The 21,212-nt window shown below is 61.5% G+C and carries 16 protein-coding genes; 7 read left to right on the forward strand and 9 right to left on the reverse strand.

Annotated features, from left to right (window positions below):
- Positions 1-19 precede the first annotated feature (19 nt).
- Positions 20-1,102: a hypothetical protein gene (locus tag HZC36_10480; protein MBI5707400.1), complete on the reverse strand. Its 1,083-nt coding sequence runs from the start codon at positions 1,100-1,102 to the stop codon at positions 20-22.
- A gap of 173 nt (positions 1,103-1,275) precedes the next feature.
- On the opposite strand from HZC36_10480, the gene HZC36_10485 reads away from it, so the two are divergent.
- The 3 genes from HZC36_10485 to HZC36_10495 all read left to right on the forward strand — a co-directional run bounded on the left by HZC36_10485 (position 1,276) and on the right by HZC36_10495 (position 3,609).
- Positions 1,276-1,791, forward strand: a complete 516-nt coding sequence (locus HZC36_10485) for a hypothetical protein (GenBank protein MBI5707401.1) — start codon at positions 1,276-1,278, stop codon at positions 1,789-1,791.
- A 467-nt stretch (positions 1,792-2,258) separates the two neighbouring features.
- A complete protein-coding gene (speD, locus tag HZC36_10490; protein ID MBI5707402.1) occupies positions 2,259-2,600 on the forward strand; it encodes an adenosylmethionine decarboxylase in 342 nt (113 codons plus the stop codon).
- Between the two features lie 16 nt (positions 2,601-2,616).
- Positions 2,617-3,609 (forward strand): spermidine synthase, encoded by a 993-nt coding sequence (locus tag HZC36_10495; GenBank protein ID MBI5707403.1) that lies wholly within the window; start codon positions 2,617-2,619, stop codon positions 3,607-3,609.
- Positions 3,610-3,618: 9 nt separating this feature from the next.
- Here HZC36_10495 and HZC36_10500 read toward each other — a convergent pair whose 3' ends face one another.
- From HZC36_10500 to HZC36_10520, 5 genes are all read right to left on the reverse strand, one after another.
- A complete protein-coding gene (locus HZC36_10500; protein ID MBI5707404.1) occupies positions 3,619-7,026 on the reverse strand; it encodes a hypothetical protein in 3,408 nt (1,135 codons plus the stop codon).
- A 312-nt stretch (positions 7,027-7,338) separates the two neighbouring features.
- Positions 7,339-9,360 carry a hypothetical protein gene (locus tag HZC36_10505; protein ID MBI5707405.1) on the reverse strand — a complete coding sequence of 674 codons (2,022 nt, stop codon included), beginning with the start codon at positions 9,358-9,360 and terminating at the stop codon, positions 7,339-7,341.
- Positions 9,361-9,393: 33 nt separating this feature from the next.
- On the reverse strand, positions 9,394-9,834 hold the full coding sequence (locus tag HZC36_10510; protein MBI5707406.1) for an acyl-CoA thioesterase: 441 nt from the start codon (positions 9,832-9,834) through the stop codon (positions 9,394-9,396).
- Between the two features lie 106 nt (positions 9,835-9,940).
- A complete protein-coding gene (locus tag HZC36_10515; protein ID MBI5707407.1) occupies positions 9,941-11,506 on the reverse strand; it encodes a putative N-acetylmannosamine-6-phosphate 2-epimerase in 1,566 nt (521 codons plus the stop codon).
- Complete coding sequence (locus HZC36_10520) at positions 11,503-12,240, reverse strand: uracil-DNA glycosylase (GenBank protein MBI5707408.1); 738 nt, start codon at positions 12,238-12,240, stop codon at positions 11,503-11,505. Before HZC36_10520 ends, HZC36_10515 begins: the two co-directional genes overlap by 4 nt.
- A gap of 128 nt (positions 12,241-12,368) precedes the next feature.
- Between HZC36_10520 and HZC36_10525 the strand changes: the two genes are divergently transcribed.
- The 3 genes from HZC36_10525 to HZC36_10535 all read left to right on the forward strand — a co-directional run bounded on the left by HZC36_10525 (position 12,369) and on the right by HZC36_10535 (position 15,337).
- Entirely contained in the window at positions 12,369-13,463 is a 1,095-nt protein-coding gene (locus HZC36_10525; GenBank protein MBI5707409.1) for a GNAT family N-acetyltransferase, read from the forward strand.
- Between the two features lie 57 nt (positions 13,464-13,520).
- On the forward strand, positions 13,521-14,192 hold the full coding sequence (locus HZC36_10530; protein MBI5707410.1) for a glycosyltransferase family 2 protein: 672 nt from the start codon (positions 13,521-13,523) through the stop codon (positions 14,190-14,192).
- Positions 14,193-14,284: 92 nt separating this feature from the next.
- The gene (locus HZC36_10535; GenBank protein MBI5707411.1) at positions 14,285-15,337 is read left to right on the forward strand and encodes a TIGR03790 family protein; all 1,053 of its coding nucleotides are present in this window, start codon (positions 14,285-14,287) and stop codon (positions 15,335-15,337) included.
- Here HZC36_10535 and HZC36_10540 read toward each other — a convergent pair.
- Complete coding sequence (locus HZC36_10540) at positions 15,310-17,274, reverse strand: hypothetical protein (protein MBI5707412.1); 1,965 nt, start codon at positions 17,272-17,274, stop codon at positions 15,310-15,312. The genes HZC36_10535 and HZC36_10540 overlap by 28 nt on opposite strands.
- A 69-nt stretch (positions 17,275-17,343) precedes the next feature.
- The gene (locus tag HZC36_10545) at positions 17,344-19,461 is read right to left on the reverse strand and encodes a glycine--tRNA ligase subunit beta (GenBank protein ID MBI5707413.1); all 2,118 of its coding nucleotides are present in this window, start codon (positions 19,459-19,461) and stop codon (positions 17,344-17,346) included.
- Positions 19,462-19,748: 287 nt separating this feature from the next.
- On the opposite strand from HZC36_10545, the gene HZC36_10550 reads away from it, so the two are divergent.
- On the forward strand, positions 19,749-20,183 hold the full coding sequence (locus HZC36_10550) for a helix-turn-helix transcriptional regulator (protein MBI5707414.1): 435 nt from the start codon (positions 19,749-19,751) through the stop codon (positions 20,181-20,183).
- 11 nt (positions 20,184-20,194) lie between these two features.
- On the opposite strand, the gene HZC36_10555 is transcribed toward HZC36_10550, so the two are convergent.
- On the reverse strand, positions 20,195-21,202 hold the full coding sequence (locus HZC36_10555; protein ID MBI5707415.1) for a stage II sporulation protein M: 1,008 nt from the start codon (positions 21,200-21,202) through the stop codon (positions 20,195-20,197).
- Positions 21,203-21,212: the final 10 nt, after the last annotated feature.

A 21,212-nucleotide genomic window follows, 5' to 3' on the forward strand; every position in this document is an offset into this window, starting at 1 on the left:
CATTCTGTCTCTGTCGCACCTAGGAGAGATAGGCCTTGCTCGATTTCCAGTCCGGTTCGCGGCCGGAGTAGAAGGTCACCACGATGCTGTTGGCCTCGGGACTCCGGCGAACCGCTGCCTGGAGCCGATAGTCGTCTTTAAGTTTCTCAGCCATGCGGCCGAGGGTCAGCAGGTACGAATCGTCCACGACCTTTCCGCCTGCCCCAGGCTTGTACTGAAGGATGACGCTGTGCCCAAGGACGCCGGCGGTCTCAAACGGCTTCCTGGCAACGATGAAGTCCTTCTTGTACTTGCTGACGAGCTTCTTGCAGGCGCGATAGGTGGACCCCTTGAAGAGGGAGAAATCCAGGGGGGTCCAAACCCTGGGCCGCTTGGCGACCAGCCTAAACTGCGGCCGAACCCCATAAAGCGAGGACACATAAGCTTTGTGGGTCGTGAAGAAGATCGAGGTGAGGTCGCCCTCGCGCTCAGTTTCCGCCTTGATCTTGTACTGCCTGGCAAAAGCGTCTGCAATCAGCGGCACGATGCGGTCGTAGGTCGCCTGAATCCCTGCCTCGTCTTCTCCTTGAGGTTGAGGGTAGCGAAGCAAGATCGCGAAGCCATGATAGTCTCGCTCGATCATGACGAGCCGCGCTGCGAACGGCTCGCGAACGCGAAACCCTTTGCTGACCAGCGTCTTGCCGAGCGCGAGGAGCGCGCGATAGGCTTTGGGCTGCATAGCGAGCCATATCCGTTCCCTCAGGCCCAGCTTTCGGTCGGTTTCAGGCTCGCCCGCAAGCAGAAACTCCGCGCGGGCCGAATCTTCCTTCCACTGAACTTGCATCTGCAACTGCTTGCAGATGGAGAGCGCCCTGCCATACGCCTCCACACGGTCCTTGAAGGCCTCGGGAAACCCGGCCTTGGGCGACCGAAAGTCCACCGAGTGCCCAATGCCGACGGACTCTCGTTCAATGACTCGCGGAACGACGTCGCTGGAGACGCGGTAGTCCAGTACGGCGCCGCTCTCCTCCAGATGCTCGATGAACTGCCTAACCGATCGGCCCGCCCTTTCGAGCCGATGGGAGTCGGGGGAGATGGCGATGGCGGTCGAACTTGTACTCACGGTGCCTCCTTGGCAACTCTGCGGCGCGATGCGAGCTTTTCAGATTGTATAGGAAAGTACTGGTTTTGAGAAGTACTTCTTGCAGGTTTACGAGTGCATCTCGCAAAGGTGTCGGAGGACGCCGGTGGGCGGAGGCGTTGACACGAAGCGCCGCCGACTTCCATGATCAGGCGGTGAGCGCCCGCAAGGAAACCTGGATTGGCTGCCTCGTCTATGGAGGGTTCGGCTCCATCGTTTTCGGCTTCATGATGCTGTGGGTGTTCACTCTGGGAGGGGCTCTCAGATTCCTCAACAGCAAGGGCTCAGACGGGCTGATGTACGCGTTAAAGGGCCTTGGCTTCGTCCCTATCGTGGCCGGGGTAGCGATGGTCGTGTCCGGGCTGGTTCAGGGGTTTCGGGCGAGCCGCGCCGCTCAGGTTGGGACCGGAAAAGCGGTCTATCGGGACCCTGGTGTTCGGGTGATCGCCAGGTTTGGGCTGGACGACGAGGGCCGGACGATCTTCGAGGGCTGGCAGATCGAAGATCAGAACAAACCCAGGTACCTGGTGAAGCTCGAACACTCGGATGGGCGCGTCGCGGAGTATTACACGCGTCCGGAGGTCTGGGCACGCTGTGGCGAAGGGATGCGCGGAGAGGCGCTGTTCGACGGTGGCTGGCTGGGCGGATTCGTGCCCCGCATCGGACCGTAGGATAAATGCTGGGAACGCGTGATCCGCGCCGCCGAACTTGACACCCCCACCCCCCTGTGGTAATATTCCCCCGCTTCGCGGTTAGCCGTGAGGCTGGTAGGGTAGCGTGTGAGCCCCGCTGGTTTCTGCGCACGGATAACTTTGTGAGGTCGATGTGATTGGTCCCGATTTTTGTTTTCAGTAGCTTTGTCGCCCTGGCGGCCATCGCATTGGAGTCCGATCGACGGACTCCGCTTTCCCCCACACCTAGCCTTTGGCAGCGGCTCGGCTCCTGGTTGGTCCGCTTGTTCACGCTGGGACGTTCAGGCAACGCGCGATCAGCCGTGATTCTGGCCGCGCCCGTGGTTACCCGCGAGCCCGGCTGGACCTTTGTTCGGTCTGACGACGTCGCGGCGTTTGAGGAATGGCTCGGCCGTGACGAGCAAGGTTTCCCCGTGGATGAGGGCGACCCGGCGCTAGGCTCGCACCTGCTCATCGAACTCTACGGTTGTCCGGAGCAACTCCTGACTCGAGTGAACACTGTCGGCCAGGCCATGCGCCATGCGGCGGACGAGAGCGAGGCAACAACTGTCGCCACAAGTTTTCACGAATTTGAGCCCTATGGCGTCAGCGGCGCGGTGATCATTCAGGAGTCGCACTACACCATTCACACCTGGCCCGAGCACGGCTATGCCGCAGTGGACCTCTTCTATTGCGGTGGCACCATCAAGGTCCACCGCGCGATCGAAGTGCTTCAGAGCCGGTTCCAGCCGAACAAGATGAAGTTCCTCGTTGTCCGTCGAGGGCTTAAGAGTGAGGTTGGGGGGTAAAAGGAGCCAGTCGGACGTGTCCGACAAGTCCGACCTGTCTGACGAGCGGGACCGAACTGCTCGACTCTCGGTTACCAAAATGACCCAACAATCCACCGGCCTTTTCATCACTGAGACGCACACCGATGCCATGACCTGGCATTTCACCGTCGAGAAAATGCATCTCAGCGGGAGAACGCAGTACCAGGAATACCAAATCTGCGACATTCCAACCTTTGGGAAGACCCTCTTCCTCGATTGGAAGATCCAGAGTTCCAGCCTCGACGAATTTATCTTCCATGAGTCCCTCTGCCAGCCGGCGATGACGGTACACCCAAACCCAAAGAAAGTGGCCGTCTGCGGAGGCGGCGAAGGCGCCACGCTGCGCGAGGGGCTTTCGCATAACACGGTCAAAGAGGCCGTGATGATCGATATCGACGAGGAGCTTGTCGGGATGGTCAGGGAGCACATGCCCGAATGGCACAAGGGGGCCTTTGACGATCCGCGAACTACGCTGCTTCACACGGACGCTCGAAAGTACCTCCAAGACAACAAGGGCGCGGGGTTTGACGTGGTCCTAAGCGACCTGCCCGACCCTCTCGAGGCCGGTCCCGCGGTTTACCTCTTCACGAAGGAGTACTTTCAGATTTGCGCCGACGCCATGAGCGACGACGGAGTGCTCGCGCTCCAGGCCGGCTGCGCGAACATGGCGTATCCCTACTGTTTCGCGGCGGTGGCCGCCACGCTGGAGTCGATGAAGGAGACGTATAAGTACGTCCGGCCCTATGCGGCGTTCATCACCACCTTCCAGCTTCCGTGGGGGTTCGTCTTGGCCAGCAAGAAATACGATCCGCTCGATCTGGACCAGGAGGAAATCGCGAAGAGGTTTCTGGCCCGAGGTGTGAAGAACAAGTTCTACACGCCTCGTTACCACCAGGCGCTCTTTACGATGCCTGACTACCTCGAGGATGCGATCGCCAAGCACGGCCGGGTCCTCACGGACAACGAGCCGTTCATTTGGAGCGCCTGAGTCGGGTCGCTACCGAATCTCCACCCGCTGCGCCGACCGCAGCATCACAGGGCCCATCAACCCAGAGGCCAGTAGCTTCGAATCCTTGTGGTAGTAGCGCCACGTGGTGAAGGCGACCCGTCCCGTCTTGGGCCGAGGTTCGCCCTTCTTGTACCAGTCCGGCCAGTCTTTCAGATGGTTGCCCTGCCACTCGACGTCCGGAGGAAGCTGCTCATCGCCGATCAGCCGGTTGGGCCACAGATTGGTGACTTGGACTTCCAGAGTATTCGACCCCGTTCGAATGAGACCCGTGACATCGACGACAAACGGTGCTTTCCACAGAATGCCGAGCGGCTTGCCGTTCAGCTTGACCTGCGCGAAGTTCTTGACTTCGCCAAGATCAAGGAAGACCTTTCGGCCGGGCCCGAGCACCGCCTTGTCGGCGACGAAGAACTCCTTCTTGTAGGTCGCGGTGCCCGAGAAGTACTTGATGCCGGGTACGTCGCTCTCAGTCCACGAGAGGAGCTTCGGAAAGACCGCCTTCGGTGGTGCCCCAAGGTTCGGTGCGAAGGCCACATCCCACGCGCCGCCTATCGCAAGGTCCTGCGCGCCGGACTTGACCTGAAGCGTTCCCTTAGTCCCGTCGCTGTACTGCATCCTATAGGTCCCGCCCTTTATGGGGACCAGAGCCGCACCGCTCGACTTGCCGAGTATCGTATAGGAGGCCGACTTCGGCCCGCCGGGCAGTTGAAGGAGCACAACGGTCTGGTTTTCGCCGACCGTCTGGACCAGGGTTCGGCCGTCCACCGAGTAGTCGATCGTGAGTTGCTTGACGACGTTCACCACCGGATCGCCAAAGTTGCCGTTGGTGGCTTCGATTTCGGTCGCTCCTTCCTGAACGAGCCTTCGGACCACGTCCGTCACGTCGGCACCGCGGCCGTCTGCAGTCCCGTAGCGCGCGCTTCGAATCTCGATCTTGTGTTGAGCCGCGGAGATGCGTTCGCCCTCGCGCTCGAAGGAAACCAAGTGCCGAGGCCCTTTGGCCGAGATCGGCTTTCTGAAGATGACGAACACCGATTCGGCAGGCTGGAAGCGGAGCGAGACGATGGTTCTTCCTCCCTCTTCGCGCCAAACGGGTGCCGGCTCTATTTCGCCGGTCTCAGGATGCCAGAGCTCCGGCAGCTTCCCGGACACACGAAACGTGCAGTCTGCGTCGGCTTGGCTGTAGCGCTGATTCGAGACGAAGTAGGCTTCCGCGCCCGAGATGTTTCGATGGATATACGCGAGCTTGGTGGCCGCGCCGAATCCGCGGAATTCGAAGTCGGGAGGCGTGGCCGACGTCTTCAACACCTCAGCCAAGGTCGCTCCCCAGTAAACCGTTCCCTTGCCATATCCGCGGGAGGTCTTGGTCTTGCCATCCAGATCGCCCCATACCTCTGCGGCGATCTTGGCGACCTCTTCGTCGCAGGCGGGGTAGTTGACGAGACTCGGGGACTTCTCAGGTCTTGGACCCACGATCGTCGCGCCGTCAAGCACCAGCTGGCGGACCCGTCGCAAGGTCTCCGGCGTCATGAACTTGGTTTCAGGCATGACCAGCACGCGGTAGCTCATGCCGTCGGGCAACACCACCCGCCCGTTCTTCACGGTGGCACGCTCGCGGATGATCGTCGCATCGCAGCCGTCGTAGTCATAGCCGGCGGGGAGCTTGGGGTTAAGGTTGGCTCTGGAGGGAAGGGTGTTCGGCCCGTTGTCCCCATAGAAGTAGAGCGTGTCGGCCACGAAAAGGCCCTGCTGAAGCATGGATTGGCATCGCGCGACATAGGTCAGCCAAGCCGGCGCCAGGTTCCACCAGGTGTTGTGTCGATCAAGATGGGATCCCCACGGCCCCATTGTCATTCCGGGCTTGAGGTCCATCCACGGCTGCATGGCGTAGCGGTGGAAGATGTACCGGTTGATCCCTTGCGTGAACACATAGTCGCCGAGCGCCTTGATGGAGTAGGGCTCGACTGTGTACCGTCCCTCGCCCTCACCGGCGGTAAACGCTTCGGCGCCAACAATCTTCTTCCCGTAAATGTGGGCTGCAGAGGAGGCGATCTTCGTAGTTTCCATCGCACCGCCGCCGATCCAGAACTCGCCCATGGGGATGTCGGCCTTGCCGCCTGCTTGCAAGTCGTCGAACCCGCCATTGCCGTAGGGCTCGTTAGAATATAGGATTCCAGCCTTGCGGCACATCTCGCCAAAGGCGGCGAAATAGTTGTCGGTGAACATGTCGGCGATGGTCCTGCGGAAATCCCACAAGAAGCGCTCGGTGACCTCCTTGCTTTCGACGCCGACGCCTGCGACCGTTGGCAGATACGCCATCAGATCATAGCCCCGCCGTTTCTGGAACTCCTCGCGCATCCTCGGGGTCCAGTTCTGGCTGCCCACTTCATAGCTATCGATGAGGGCGTTGTTGAGCGACTTGCCCGCCAGGGGCCCTGCGTCGGCGAGCACCTTGGCCATGATCCCGTCCCAGTGCGTCTGCAGCGCCTCGCGGCTCAGCTTGTCCACTTCGAGGCCATCGCCTTCAGGCGGTGAAGGGTGGTTGTCCTTGCCTGTGGGCACGTGGCCCATCCTTAGAATCGTCCAGTTGCCTTCCGGGACGTTCCAGGTCAGCTTGCCGCTGGCGTCCATCTTGCCGGTGAGAAGGAAGAAACCCTCCTTAGGGACATGGAGGCCGGCGGCTCCGGGCGTGAGGTCTGGGTCGAGCCCGTCTTGGCGGTGGACGCCGGTTTTGCCGAGATGGACGGACTGAAAGAGGTTTTCAGGTGTTAGGGTGTTCAGGTTTTCAGGCCATGCCGTGCTTGGCTCCACAACTCCGGTTGCCTGACTACCTGAAAACCTGACAACCTGAGAACCGATGTCCTCTCCCTCCGTCGGCGTCCGGAACGCAAAAGCCGCGATGTCCTTGTAATAGTCCACTTTGGCGTACACATGCGGCGCTTTTGGCATCGGCAGCACTTCCTCGAAGTGCTTCGGCCCTTCCACCTGCACGCTCGACCACGCGATCACCTGCATGGCGTTCTCGGGGGTGATCCAGGGACCGCCGCTGCTCGACCAGCCCGCGCAGTTGTGGATGCAAAGCTCGATGCCAAGCCGCGCGGCCTCTTGGACGGCCCACTTGGTCATCTCGCGCCACTGGGGGCTCATGTAGCCCACGGGGCCCTTGGGGATGCTCTCGGGGACGGTGAACATCTGGGCGCCGCCGATGCCAGCGCGCTTCATCGCCTCAAGGTCGGCCGTGATGCCCTCCTTGGTCACGTTGCCGTTCATCCAGTGCCACCAGGTGTGGGGCTTGGCGCTTGCAGGTGGATGGCGGAATGAATCTACCAGGGGATCTTGGACTGGAAAGGCTCTGGGCGCGAGGGTGAAGGCGAGGCAGAGAGTGACGGCAAGCATCGTTCCTTTCAGTTCTATCAAGGGCGCCAAGATTCCTGGTTGAATCAGCTAGCTCTTGGGCCGCGAGATCTCTCGAAGCAAGAGCGACGCTGCTACTCCGGCTCCGAAGCCAAGTAGTGCCATGAGCAAGACTCCTGATACGGGATCAAGGCTCCTTCGTTCAGCCATTGGGTATCCGAAGGTGAGCAGGGATCCGATGAGGATCATCCCAGACCCTGCGAGCAGTAGAAGGACGCCCTCGACTTTCAGGACAGAGTTCCAGAGAATCAAATCTCTTGTAGTCCCTCCATAAGGTCGCAGCCTGGCGAACCCTTAGCCGCCACGGGGCTTGTCCGCCTCTTCGACCACCACTTTCGGCGACATCTCTTCCAGGTAGCACCGTGCCTCAGCCACGGTCCGCTTGAACCAATGGCCCGTGGGGCACACCAGCGGGAACCACCAGGCGCTCGGCCGGTGCGCCGACTTGCGAAGCCCCTTTGACGCGATGATGGCCGACCGGATCAACCGCAGGCGCTTGAGTTCCGCCTCGAGCTCGATTTCGCGCCTGCGCTCATGGATGCGCGACACGCTCGGATCCTGGACTAACCTCTTTTGTTCGCGCAGGAGGGCATGGACGCGCTCGCGGATGACCGCGCATTCATGAATCAGTGCCTCGATCTCCGTCCCATACGATCGGCGCTTCTCTATGTCCTGATCGCTGGGCGTCTTCTCGAAGATCTTTTCACGAAAATGGCGTCCTTTCTCGATCTCCAGTTCCTGGCGCCGGTGCCTGAGTGCCTTTGCCTGCTTGTAGAGCTCGAATCGTTCCCATTTGAGCTTGCCTACCTCGTCGCGGACAGTCGCGAGCCTTCCGTGAAGCGACTCGTATTCCTTCGCGAGCGTGTCCCAAGATCCGCCGACGTGGCCCGCCAGGAAATCCACCAAATCCATCGGCCTTCGTAATTCGCCGAGGCGATCGAGCAGATTCTCCTGCTCGCGCGCGACGAGTCGCCACCGGTTCGCAAAGCTCGGCGAACAAACCTCTTCCGTTCCAAAGGCGCGTGCGAGCGGTTCAGGCAGCTTGAACCAGGAACAGCACCCTTCAAGGGCATCCCAGGGCTCATACTGCATTCTCAGAATCGGGTGCACCGGGAGCCCAATACCGGCTTGATCGAGTAAGGCATGGAAGCGTCTTGAGTGCTTAACGTAGGAGCTGGCGCCCTCGTGAAACACGAAGACGAACTCGTGCCCGAGCATCCCGATCAAGCTGACGGCCTTGCCGGTGAGCACACAGTTTGGTCCGAACTTGTGCTCAATGGCCGCTGCGAGGTCGCGAAGCGTGCGCAGGGGCTGCTTCAGCGAGATGAACTGCGGAACCGGCGCCATGACGATCAACGCCCGATTACCAATCCGCAGCGTCCCCCGGCCCACGCCGGGAATCACAAGTTCGAATGGGATCGCTCCTGATCCGAAACGGTCCAGTGTGTAAATCTCGGAACCCTCCAGCGCCGAATTGTAAGCGGCGGCCGCTTCGTCGCGGGTCTCCGGATGCAGGTAGCGCTCCACCAGCTTGAACCTTGGAAGCGAATAGGTGTCCAAATTGAAACGAAGAAGCTCGCTGGTGGCCGTGGTTTCCAGAGGCAGCTTTGCACCCTCGGCATCGAGTCCCGCACAAAACGCGTAGATGTCAGGCAGGAGAATGCGATAGAAGTCAGATAGGGTCTGCGCGCTCGCTGATTCGGCATGACGATCGAAGATGGCGATCAGGTCGCGTGCCCGAGCGAGGCTCTCTTCTTTGCCTGATCCGGTGATGCAGGCGAGCGTTTCCTCGATCGCCCAGAGGAACGTGGCGCGAAGGGTCGGCAGGAGTTCGGCGAGCGGCAGTTCGCTCACGACCACCTGGTCTTTTCCGAGGGCCACGATTCCTTTCCAGCCGTAGGCTGCTGAGGCCTCGTCAAAGATCCCAGGGCGCCCCCGTCCGACCTTAACCAGGTTCAAACCAGCCGACAAGAAATCTTGACGGTTGATGACGGTCTCGGAGCCAAAAAGCGATGAAAACTCTCCGGCTGCGCTCCAGAGGCCACGTGTCGTGGTTGCGTTGTGGGGGAGTGCTTCGAAGCCGGATCGGCCTTCGGCCTCGCCGGGCAGCTTGGCGAAATAGTCGGTATCGTGAACGCCCGCGACCAACGTGCGCGGTTTGCCGCTCTTCGAAGCCGCAAGCGCGATGCCTGCCTTCATGGGCTCATCCCACAGCGCGGTCTGGCCCAGGGCGAGCAGCTTGGCGGACGGCGCGACGTCATCGAGAAGCGCCAGGGCCTGGTCAAGGTCCATCGTGCGGGGACATTCGGGCTGCATCAGTCACAAGACTATACGCCAAGACACGGCAGGCTATGGCGAGAGTTGGGCCTCCTGGGCATTCATGTTTGGCGGCCGGCCAAACATCTCTAGCAGGTCCAGGGGAATGGAGATCGCGCGTTTTTCGGCTCCGACGAGGACGTGCCAGGTGTGGCCCTCGGTGACGACCTTGCCAGAGGACTCATTGGTAATCGCATATCTGAACTGGATCGAGGCGCGCTTGACCTCCCCTAGCCAGACCTTGATCGCAATCATGTCGTCGTAGTGCACCTCCCCCTTGTAGCGAAGGTGAACTTCGACAACCGGCAAAAAGAACCCGCGCTCCTCGAGCCCCTTGTAGGTGAACCCCCGGTCCCGGCACCAGGCTCCGCGGGCCTGCTCGATCCAGAAGAGGTACATGGCGTAATAGGCGTGGCCCATCTGGTCGGTCTCGCCGTAACGGACTCGAATCCTCTCGATCGTGGGCTCGTGCATCGGGCGGGTTTACCCGCGAACTGGTAATTGATGCAGAGGACCTGCTTTCGGCCCCGGCGAACGCTTGAGCGTTCGCCGGGGCCGAAAGGGCTTGGTTTGCACAGCCTCAAGGCAGAGACTCGAACTTCTCCCCGTTTGCTTTCCAGGCTGCCATCCTCTCGGCAAGATCCACCGGAGGAAAGAGGGCGAGCGCAGCCGCGCCATAGAGCCCGGCATCCGCGCCAAAAGGGGACCGAACGATTCTTGGCCAGACCCAGGCGTTCTGCCACCCGAGGTCATCTGCGGAGTGGGGCTGGGCGGGATTGGGGGCGTCGGCACCCCAAAAGCACTCTTTGGCGATGCCCTCGACGTCGAGCCAAGGCGCCAATCCCACGCCCCCGCAGATCACGATGACATCAGGCATCGTCATGGCTTGGAGGGTTCGCAGGGCCTGAACCAGGGCCTGCTTGGCCCCATCTCTTTGGCTTTCGCTCGGGTTGGGGCTTAGTGCAGCTCCGCCCAGAAGCTCCTCAAAGGTCTTGCCCGTCGAGGTGGGCAGGTCGTTGAGCTTCAGGGTTTGGCCTCCAAACCCCATTACTAGGGACCCAAGGTCCACCAGACCACACCCGACGCCGGTGCCCAGGGCCAAGGTCGCCACTCGGCGGCCAGCGAACTCGGGCAGACACGCGTGTCCCCAGGCAGTGGCCAGGCCGTCGTTGAGCGAGATCGTTGGCAAGCCAAAGCCGCCGAACCAGGTGCCGACATAGTTGGGCACGATGGCTTTGGCTTGAGTGACTGTTCCTCCGAGACGAGGCTCAATCGTCCCTCCGGCAGAGACCCCAAGACTCTGAACTTCATGCTCCCGGATCCGCGCCATTATCCAGGCGGTCCTTTCGTTGCTCGCGGCCGGAAGCGCCACCCGCTCCTGATGCAGTAGCTTCCAATCCACCGAGAACACCCCAAAGCGGAGCCACGTGCCTCCGATATCCACAGCGCCGACATTGCCATGGAAAGGGAGCGCCTTTAGAAAACGCTCGGTCTGCTTGACCGGATCGTTGAGCGCCCCGCCGACCACGACGCCCGCCGCTCCAATGCGGAGGGCCAACTGCACCTGGTGAGGCTCCGCAAACCGCCCTTCTGCAAGGACTGGAACGCCGATGTACTTCACCAGATTGCGGACGAGGCCAAGGTCTGGGCCGGCCAACACCGTTGTTCGCGGGGTGTAGCCACTCAACGTTGTGGAAACTAAGTCGGTGCCGCTCTCCACCGCATAGGCCGCTGAAGCTTCACAATCGCAGTCTGCTAGTGCCAGCGCGCCTCCTTCATGAATCGCCTTGATCAGATCGCCGAGGCTTGCCGAACCGGGTCGGGAGCGCGCTGTGCCGTCCAGGGCGATCACTTCGCACCCGGCCCGAAGAAGGGCCTCGACCTCTTTCAGGGTCGGCGTGATGTAGACCTCCGAGCCTGGATAGTCCTTTTTGATCAACCCAATGACCGGGAGCCCGGTCGCGGCCTTGATGGCTCGGATGTTCTCGGTCCCCTGCGCACGGATGACCTTCACGCCCTGCCCTGCGCTGGCGAGAGCAATCCGGGCGAGCGTTTTCGGGTCTTCGAGGGGCGAATTTGGGGAGGCTTGCGCCGAAGCCACAAGCGGGCACTCGATCAGCAGATTCAGAAGTTCAGCTCGAGTCATCGCGCGTTTTCGAGCTCAAAGAGGGAGGTCTGGGGTTGAATCGACACGGCCTTCGCTTCTTCCACGAGTGCCGCCTCGGCCACTCCGGTCCCAAAGACAAATGGCCTCAGCAGTCCAGCCGCTTCCTGTTCGGCGAGTCTGTTGGCTGCCGCCCACGCCTTGGCGATGTCGGCGACCATCAGCGAAAAGCCCCCATCGTTCGTAGCGCTCCGTTGCCGGAGTACATAGGCAGGATGGAGGGTCGCGATCGCACACCGAGCATAGACCGAAGGGAAAAACCTCCCACGCTCTTTGGTGATGCCGAAGTCCTTTTTGATCAAGTTCTTGGCGCTGGGCCCCCCGATGCTCAGCACCACCATCGGGGCGAGGGCTCGAAGTTGCGGCAGCAGCCACCGGCGACAGGCCTCTGCTTCCGAGTCTGTAGGGGCGCGGTTCACCGGCTTGTCATTCACCCAGTCGCATGCGCGGCATTTGACGATGTTGCAGATGTAGACGTGCTCGCGGGTCAGGCCATTCTCAAGAAGCGCCTGATCGAGGAGTTGCCCCGCCTTACCCACGAACGGCCGCCCTGTCTGGTCCTCCTGCTCGCCCGGACCCTCGCCGACGAGCACCAGTGGCGAACCGGCTTTCCCTTCGCCGAACGCCACGTTGCGACGCCGCTCGGCAAGGTGGCAGTCACGACAGGTCAAGGCCATCTGCCTGAGCGGTTCCAGTTCGGCTAATCGGTCGTTCATCGGCTTACGCTTTCAAGCATGGACGATTCGACGGGTCCAGGCGCAGGTGTCTGTGGAAAACTCAAATTGGCTAGGGACTCCTAGCAGATTGTCCCGGGACTACCTCCTCGACCATGCCACAATACACCGTGCTACGCACCACGGTCTACGAGGGGTCCGATTGGCAGAGCCAGCTTTGTGATGTCTGGCACGACCTCGCGGACGACTCTTCCGACGTGACGCCTTTCCAGACCTGGGAGTGGCAATCCACGTGGCACCGGGTGCTTGGACCTCGCAAACAAGCCCACATCTGGACCCTCTGGGACGGGAAGGACCTGATCGGGCTCTATCCGATGGTCCGAACCGGCGGCCCATGGAAGGTGCTGCGGCCCATGGGCTGCGGACCCTCGGATTACTTGCATCCGATCGCGCGGCGACGCTGCGAGGGGCGGGTGGCCGAATCGCTCACCGGATACCTGTCTGGGATGAAGAGCACCCAGATCGTGGATGTCCAGCAGCTCAGGGAGAACAAGGAGTTCGCCGTTACTCAGGCCAAGTCGTGCGAGCCTTCGGGTGCTGTCTTGAATCAGGCAACCTGCCTGGTGGTCGACCTGCCGCCAAACTACGACGTGTATGTTTCCGGGCTCAGCAAGAGCCTGCGCTATGACGTTAGGCGCCTAGACCGACAGGCTGCGGCCCGAGAGAAGCTCCAGATCGACACGGCCACACCGGACACCATCGACCAGGGCATGGCCGCGTTGTTCGATTGCCATCTGCGGCGGTGGAAGAAGCGCGGTTTGCCCGGCGCATTCCTGGGCAGACGGCTCCAGCGGTTTCATCGCGAATGGGCCAAGATCGCGGCAGACAACGACTGGATGCGGCTGAGCGTGCTCCGGTTCGAGGGTGAGGTCATCGGCGCGATCTACGCGATGTCGCTCGGCCCCACATGCTATTTCTATCAATCGGGCTTTGATCCCGGAAAAGGGTCTATTTCGCCTGGGACGCTTTTGGTCGCCCACACCATTAGGCAGGCCATCAAAGAGGGCCGGACGCAGTTCGACCTCATGCGCGGTGATGAACCCTACAAGCGAAGGTGGAAACCCCAACGTTCCTACACCAACTTGCGCCTGCTCGCGCCCTCCGATTCCTTGCGCGGGCGCTGCGCCAAGGCCTGGATGGGGACCGAATTCAAGATCGAATCGAACCTGAGAGCCAGATTGGAGGGCAAAGGGCTCGTTGGCTAACGCGGAGCTTCCGCGAGCTCCAAGGCACTTCGCAAAGCGTAAGCTCTCATGGTTGCGGTGATCATCCCAGCGAAAGACGAAGAGGCCCGCATCGAGCGCGTGCTTCGCGCCGTGTCGTTGGCCAAGCTGCCCGATGAGGTGATCGTCGTCAGCGATGGCAGCAAGGATCGCACGGCCGAGGTGGCTAGGCAGGTGCCCGGCGTTCGCGTTGTGGACCTGGCCCAGAACCGCGGAAAGGGAGGCGCCATGGCGGCGGGCGTGGCCTGCACCAAGGCTGAAATCGTCGCGTTTGTCGATGCCGACCTCGACGGACTGACCCCGATGCACGTGGACCTGATCATCCGCCCATTGATGGACCACTCGTGCGACATGTGCATCGGCGTGTTTCGGGGCGGGAAGTTCTGGAGCACCAGCGCGCAACGGGTCGCGCCCTACATCAGCGGGCAAAGAGCCATGCGTCGGGAACTTTTCGAGGGCATTCCGTACATTAGCGAAATGAGAATGGGAGTGGAAGTCGCTCTCAACTCGTATGCCAAGCGGCAGCGGGCCAAGGTCATCCGTGTGACGCTTCGGGGCGTGAGCAACACGTTCAAGGAGCAGAAGATGGGCCTGGTGCGCGGCACGGCGGCAAGGGCAAAAATGTGGGCAGAGATCGGACGCGCCGTCGTGCGCATGAAGAAGCAGGAGCAGACGCGAAGACCGGGCAGGCGCCCAAGGAAAAAGCGGTGACGGCCGCATATTTGGCAGTCGCGTGGCTCGCGTCCGGCTGCGGAAACGCACCCGCCAGCCCCACTCCTCCCAGAACGCCTGCGGAGAGCGCGATGCGGCTCGTCCTTGGCCCGGAGCCCCTGCAGGTTCCCGCCGATTCCAAGCGGGTTCTGGTCGTCATCAATCTTGCCAGCGATGATAGCAAGGCGGTTGGCTCGGCGTACGTCAAGGCACGGAGCATTCCGCATAGCAACGTAGTGACGCTTACAGCCTCGCTGGAAGAGAAAATCACCGCCAAAGAGTTCCGGGAGACCCTCGAAGGGCCGATCCGCGAAAAGATCAAAGCCCTAAAGCCAAAGCCGGACTTCATCGTGCTCGCCAGGGGATTGCCCCTGAAGTACTGGGACAAGGCGACGATTTCGGTCGATGCCGGGCTTTCGACCATGGAGATCAGGCGTGACCCCATCACCACGATCAAGGATGAGGCCCAGGTGCGCAGTTGGATCAGCCCGTACTTCGGGAAGAACGAGCCATTCTCCAGTGAGAAGTTTGGGTTTTATTTGGTGACGCGCCTTGATGGGTATTCCCTGGACGACGCCAAGGCACTGATCCAGAACTCCATGAACGCCAAACCGTCAAAAGGGCCTTTCCTGATCGACGTCGACCCCGGGAGGGTCCGTCCAGGCTACGATCGAACGCATGACACCCTGATCGAAGCCGTCAAGGTGCTCAGGAAGAAAGGCTTCGCCGTAGAGTTTGACGAGTCGGACAAGTTTGTCAGCGGGTCGTCTCCGGCCATGGGCTATGCCAGTTGGGGGAGCAACGACGGCCACTACCTCATCAGCAACTACAAGGCGATCAAGTTCCAGCCTGGTGCGATCGGCGAGACGTTCGTCTCCACCAGCGCTCGAACTTTCAAACCCGTCACGAGCGGACAAAGCGTCATCACCGATCTGATCCACAGCGGCATCACCGGAATCAAGGGTTATGTCGATGAACCCTACACGCTGGCCATGGCGCATCCGGACATCCTCTTTGACCGATATACCAGTGGTTACACCTTGGCCGAGAGCTTCTACATGGCCTCGATGATGCTCAAATGGAAGGACTTGGTGGTCGGCGACCCGATCTGCAGGCCCTATGCGGCCGCCGGTTCCTCGAAGTGACCAGGCAAGGGATTCGTCTCGCGGACTGCCGATTCTGGAGCCTCGCTTCCGCCTTGGCCCAAGCTGGAAACTCGCGCTCGATAGGCCAGAGGGACCCTTGTGGTTCCATCGCCAACCGGGATTCCGACGAGGGAGGCCATTGCGGCGCTTTCGTTGGCCCAGCTTTCCGCCTGCTTGCGATCGAGCCCAGGCAGAAGGACCAGGAACTCCCCTTCGGCCCGCGACGCGATGAGTCCTCCGGGCGGCAGTTTCGCGCTTAGCCTCTGAACATACGCCCGTGCGGCCTGTTCCAGGGCGGGTACGCCAAGGGTTTGCGCTTGCCGCTCCCGCTGGACAGGAACAAGCTGCACAACCATCGACGCTGGGCTCCGGGTCAGGGCTTCCCGGAGCTCCGACAAGGGGGCGATTCCACCTTGGAGCGAGTTGCCTTCAAGTTGAAGCAATGCTTGTCCGAGTTGAAGCGCCGCCATGCGTATCGTGTCAAATTCAAACGCGCCGACCGCGCCAGAGCGGGGCGACGAGGCAGATACAAAGCCGATGACGTCTTCGCCGCGACGAACCGCAACAAGGGCCGCCGAGCGCTGGCGGGTATGAACGACGTCATGAGGACGGACGCGGGCGTCCTCGTGGGTTGAGGGCATCCAGATGTCCGGCGCCCCGTGCGCGGTCCAACCGGTTTCGCCGGTACCTTCACCGAGGGTGAGGGCATCGGGGAGGAGGGTCTTGGCCCCATGAGATGCTACCAGGAGCCGTTCGCCGTCGTCAAGCCAGGTGATCACCAGGTTCTCGATGCTGCAGATATCGCGAAGCGCCAGCGCCGTGCGCGCCGCGAGGTGGTTGCGCGTTATGGAACCCCTTAAAACTGAAGCCAGTTCGAACTGGGTCTCTGCGCTCAGGGCACGCTTTCTGTAGTTCTGGAGCCGAGCGTCGTGGGCTAGGGAGCTTGCCAGATCGACCGCGACCTCATTGCAGGCATCCATCGCCTCCCGAAGCGCAGAAGCCTCGCCAAAGAGGGCTAGGAGCCCCACGACCTTTCCCTCGAAGATCAGCGGCAGGTTAGCCGAGCCGCCCGATGCATGCGCCAACAGCGCTTCTTCTTCTCCGTCCGAGGCCGAGCGCAAAACCTGCTCGCGCGCAAGTCGGAGGTTTGAGGGAAGTCCTGCATCCTCGATCAAAGCCGGCAGAGTTCCCTCGGATGCCGTGAGCGTAAGCCGATCGCTCAGCGATGACGGTTGAAAGACGGCGACGCCGCGAAGGTCGTGAGCCTGGCGAATGGAGCGCACCAGCCGGTCGGTGAAGGTACCTTTTGTGCCGATCAGCAGCTTGTAGATGTCGAGCGCACGCGATTCCCGAGCCCGGAGGCTGGACAGGTCGCGGTATTGGTCCCTGAGCCTGCGGAAGCTCTCGCGCAATTCCATAAAGGCCTCGGGCGGCGGTCCCTGCTCGATGGAGGCCTGAACTTCGGCTTCGACAATCGGCCGGCTCTCGGTAACAACGATCCTGCGATGGTTGAGCAGCAGCCCGATCGTGAGCACGGCTGCCATCTGCCCATAGAAGCTGGCGGCCGGCTCCTTGCCGGGGTGAAAGATCGCGAAAGCTAACGCGAGACTCGAGGCCGCCAAAGGCGCCATAGCGGTTGGGAGCGATCCGAACCGAGCCGCAGCATAGGCGATTGGCGCCAGAACCAGGAAGCCAAACTGGTCCAGGTGGCCGGTGGAGGCCAAAGCGAAGGCGATCCAGACCGCATCGAGGGAGGCGAGAATCCCCGCGCCACCCGCGTTTCGGTGACCCGTGTTGGTGGCGATTTGGGTCACACAGCCGAGCAGACAGCCCGTCGAGGCGAGCAGAGCACAGGCGATCCAGGTCGTCCCGCCGCCAAGCGACACGGCGACTGGCCACGCCACCGCCACGAGCAGCCTGACGAACAATTCCACCATCAAGCTATTTGTCGGCAGAATTGCCGGGATTTTAATGCCGATTCGCCCTCCCGGCGCGGCTTAAGGGCGCTATCCCTCTTGCACAAGCAGGCTGAAGTCTCCCGCATGCGCCAGGACGTCGCAAGCGGCGTTGGCCAGGTTCAACCGAGCTGTGCGGACGGCAACGTCGTCTACATTGATCATCGTATTCTCGAAGAAGGCGTTGATCGGTTCGTGTAGGGTGAGGAGCGTCTTGGCCAAGCCTCCAGCGTCTCTGGAGACCGCTTGCCCTGAGGCTGTCGGTCCGGTTGTCTGGAGAAATTTCAGCAGCGCTGTCCCGCTCTCGGAATCAAGTGTGGCTGGATCGATCGCTTCGATCGGCGTGAGGCGAGCGAAGTCCCGGCCTTTTCGAGCGGCGTCAGCGACGATGTTGATGGGACGAGTCGCAGTTTGAACGAGGCGACGGTCCTCCGCAAGGATCTCAAGGACTTCGGTCCGAAACAGCACGCCCTGAGGACCGAGGGCAGGAGCTTCAAGGCGGTCCAGGTGCAAGTTGCATGGGGCCATTATCGCGGCGGCGAGACGGTCTGGCCGCACGTCCTTGAGCACGACCTCGTAGCGGTTGGCAAGGAGCTCGGAGGTACTCTCCACGACCGATGTAGTGAAATTTACACCTTGCTGCTCGTAGGCTGAAGCCGCGTGTTCCAGGAATTGCTTGAGGTTAGGGAATCCACCGTCCCACCCAAGGCAGGCCTCGATGATCTGCGTGGCTCCGCGCCGCAGACCTATCGGATCGCTCGAACCCGAGGGCGCAAGACCGATCCCGAGGTAGCCCGCGAGCTTGTCTATCTGGTCTGCGATCAAAAGCCTCATCGCAGTCCGCCTTGAAGCGCCGGCCAGCGCCAGACAGCGCTCAAGGTCGTATTGAGCCGCAATAGCATCGCAAACAGGCTCAGGCAGGCCCTCGCGAAGCGCATATTGCCCTCCCACAATCCCTTGCAGGGAGGCCAGCTCACTCACCAGGCCGGTGCTCAGGTCAGCTTTCGCATATAGCCCGGCCAGTCGCGCCCACTCCACCTCTTGAGCCGCGCTGTTGGCAACATAAGTAGCGGTCGCTATACCTTCGCAGAGGCTTGCCAGGCGGTCTGCCCGCTGCCGGATGGTGCCTAGTGACTCCTGGAAGACGATGCCGGAGGTCTTCTCCAGGAACCCCTCTAGCGAGTGGCGCTTGTCCTCCTCGAAGAAGAACCGCGCATCGTTGAACCTCGCATTCAGCACCCACTCGTTGCCCGCGCGAACGGTGCCCTCTTCCCCTCCTCCACGGATAGAGATAAACCCGTTGGTGACCTTGCCCTGCGCGTCGCGGATTGGGAAGAAACGCTCATGCTTGGCCATCGCGGTCACGAGTACCGGCTCCGGGAGCTCCAAGAACTCGGGCCTAAACCTTCCCTCGTGAGCTTCGGGCCACTCGGTCAGATAGACGTTTTCCTCGATGAGCGCGGGTCGCAACTCGGGTGTGCCGGAAGCGCGTTCCTTAGCCCCATCGACGATGCGTTTGCGGCGCACCTCAGGATCGGGCTCGACATAGCGCGCCCTCAGTTCCGCCAGCAGCTCCTTCAGCGTTCGTGCCCCAAACGGTTCGGGATGGAAGAAGTGGTGCCCTCGGCTCTCGAGACCGGCAGTAACGCCCTCCACGTCAATCGGTACGCAAACGCCGCCAAAGGACGCCAGGATCCAGCGGATCGGCCTGGCAAAGCGCATCCTGGAGTTCCCCCAGCGCATCGACTTCTCAAAGGTCAAAGCCCGAATCGCTTCCGGCAGCACTTCTGCGAGCACCTCAAGGGTCGGCCTGCCTGGGATGGACTTGGAGACCCAGGTGTAGCCCCCTTCCCGGCGGACCTGAGATGACTCAACGCCCATGCTCTTGCAGAAGCCCAGCAAGGGGCCCGCGGGGTTGCCACCGGCGTCAAAGGCTGCCTGCTCCGAGGGACCGCGCTTTTCCTCGGTCTTGCCGGGCTGCTCGGCGGCAACATCTTCCCAATGAACGATGAGCCTGCGGGGAGTCATGAAGGGGCCCTGCCCCTCGCGAAACGCGATCCCCCGCTCGGCCAGGCGCCGGCCGACGTGCCCCTTCAGGTCGTGGGCGGCCTTTTCGACGAAGTTGGCGGGCAGTTCCTCGCATCCAAGCTCAAGCAGGAGTTCCGGCATCGGTGGGTGAGTTTACCGGTGCGGCCGCCATCGTCGGGGCGGCGCCAATGTGATTCGGGATGCGGGATCGAGATGCCTCAACCTCTTCCGAAGTGAAGGCTTCAAAAGTGAATCTCCAGGATTGTGCTTCCGGCTCAGACAAGGCGGAGGCATCCAATGGGCATCTCCAGGTTCAAAGCCTTCACCTCGAAAGAGGCGAAGGCATCTCACACACCATGACGTAGATTCCTTCGGGGTAGCAGGCATGTGATGGCTCCGGATCGAGGCGGATGAGCTCATAATGGCGCATGGACGCCGATCAGCCGGTGACGCCGAAGGAGAACCGAAGAAACGGGCCTTGTGCCATAGGCCTGTCCCTGTCCAGGGTCCCGGCGAAGCGATGGGTCACCCGCACGGGAGTGATGGAGTGTCTGCTGAAGGCCAAGGAGATGCTGGACGCCTGCCCGTCGGAAGCGGTGAGCCTGGAATCTCTCGCGAAAGAGGTTGGGCTTTCCGCCTTCCATCTGCAGAAACTCTTCAAGAGCGTGTATGGCGTCAGCCCGAGCGCCTATCTTTCCACAGCGCGGATGGATCGGGCGCGGTGGCTCATCCTCCACGAAAACAGGACGGCAACCGAAGCCTGCGCTGATGTGGGATTCAGCAGCCTCGCCAGCTTCACCCGGTCGTTCCGAAAGCGCTATGGCATCTCGCCGGGCACGCTGCGTCGCGGCAAGCAGGCATGAGGCCGCCAAGATCAGTCGAGGCTCACCATGGCCTCCCTTGCCGAGTCCTCCTCCGCGAGGTCGCCGCTGCGTTTGTAGCCCACCCAGAAGATCCCCCATGCAAGAGCCGAGAACGCCGCGAAGAGAATCTTCGCGATCTCCGGCATGAGGGGGTTGAAGCTGAAAAACCCCTCGATTGGCGCAGCAATGTACATCATAAGCACCGCGGTGCCCAACAGGACGACTGCGTCTTTGCCCGCAGCCTTCAAGGCTTCTCCCCTCTTGCGGCGCCCAGGAGCGATGAGAGCCCAAGCCATCACATAGCCCGCGGAACCCGAGAGCACCAGGCCGCTCAGTTCGGTCACGCCGTGAGGCAGGATGCGAATGAGCAGGTAAGCGCCTCGCCCGACCTTTCGCGTTTCGAAGTAGAGCGAGCCAACGAGCGCTCCGTTGTTGTAGAGCAGCTGGCTGGTCACAATGCCAAACGAACCCGCTGCGGAGGCACCAGTGACAACCGAAGCGAACGGGTTGTTGCTGCTGTAAAAGAGCGTGCCCGCAAGGGACTGGCCCGCGTCGCGGGGCTCCATCTCTCCGTGCGTCCAGCCTTTGAAGTTCTCTTCAACTTGGGGTGGAACGAAGTGATTCCTGAGGTCCGGGCGGAAGGCGAGCATCGAGAACGCGAAGACGGCGGACCCCAAGAACACGATAGCGCTGGCAAGAACGAAGGGCCATCGGCGCCGAACGGTTCTCGCGCTGACCTCGGGCAGTCGTGCCAGCGACCGCCAGATCGAGGGGCGCGGCGGGCGGTAAATCTGGGAGTAGGCCCGTGAGCAAAGGTCGTTCAGGAAAGCGATCAGTTGAACGTTCGAGCTCTTGGTCCTTGCCAAGGAGAGGTCTGACGAAACGGCTCTGTAGAGCCGCACAAAGTCCTTCAGCTCATCTGGCTTGAGGTTCGCCGGCGACACGTCGGCCCTGTCGCAAAGCATAGCCAGGCGCTTCCAATCCTGCTCTCGGCTGTTGAGGAAAAGAACCTCGTTCACGACGAGCAGA

Source organism: Armatimonadota bacterium (genome assembly GCA_016223145.1).
Classification (GTDB): domain Bacteria; phylum Armatimonadota; class Fimbriimonadia; order Fimbriimonadales; family Fimbriimonadaceae; genus Nitrosymbiomonas.